This window comes from Erwinia sp. MYb416, from assembly GCF_037479575.1.
Lineage (GTDB): Bacteria > Pseudomonadota > Gammaproteobacteria > Enterobacterales > Enterobacteriaceae > Erwinia > Erwinia rhapontici.
On sequence record NZ_JBBGYT010000086.1, the window covers coordinates 1 to 913 of the forward strand.

Genomic DNA, 913 nt, shown 5'->3' on the forward strand with positions numbered 1-913 from the left:
CATGGGCTTTATCAGCGAAAGTCATCGCCTGATTAAAGGTGATATCGTGCGCCCCGTCTTCCCACTGCTGGAGGCGCTCTTCGCTGGTTCCACATTTACGGGCAAACAAATCCATCGCGATGCCAGAGCGCTCGCGCGCCCAGCTTAGCATTGCCGGATTGATGTTTGCCTTAGTCACTATGGAGCCCCTGTTGCCGAATTTTAAACACGATGATTGTAGTATGTGGGCAGCCCGGGCGGGGCGCAATAGTAGAACAATTAACCTCAAGAAATGCTCAGGATTAAACGATTTATCCTGTCACGGTTCATTAAGATTTTCGATAGAGAAATTCGGCCTGTTGTGACCTCATCGCTGAAAAAATCACCCTAAACATCAGCCCCAATCGTAAGCAAAACAGGTACAATCAGATAAATTTTTAATTCCTCAGGTCGCATAATGTCTACTCATAACTTTTCCAGCACCGCTGCCTTTATCTGGTCGGTGGCCGATCTTCTTCGTGGTGATTTTAAGCAGTCACAGTACGGGCGCGTGATCCTGCCGTTTACGCTGTTGCGGCGTCTGGAGTGCGTACTGGCCAGTAGCAAAGACGCGGTGGTGGCTAAGGCCGCCGAAGTCAAAGCGATGAAAAGCCTGCCGGAAGAAGGTCAGGAAAAATTTATCTTACGCGCCACCAACAACCTGTCGTTCTATAACACCTCGCCGATGGATTTGGGCAAAATGGGGCAGAACGATATCAAAGACAACCTCGAGAATTACGTCCAGTGTTTCTCGAAGGACGCCCGTGAAATCTTCGATCATTTTAAATTTAACGAGTTTGTCAGCCAGTTGGATGAGGCCAACCTGCTGTTCAAGGTGGTGAAAAAATTTGCCACCACCGACCTTAGTCCGCAGGCCATCTCTAACCACGATATG

The 913-nt window shown here is 49.0% G+C and carries 1 protein-coding gene; it reads left to right on the top strand.

Going from position 1 to position 913, the window contains the following annotated elements; translation table 11 throughout:
• Positions 1–436: 436 nt before the first annotated feature.
• A partial coding sequence (locus tag WH277_RS00755) for a type I restriction-modification system subunit M N-terminal domain-containing protein (protein WP_339503806.1) occupies positions 437–913 on the top strand: 477 nt, incomplete at its 3' end.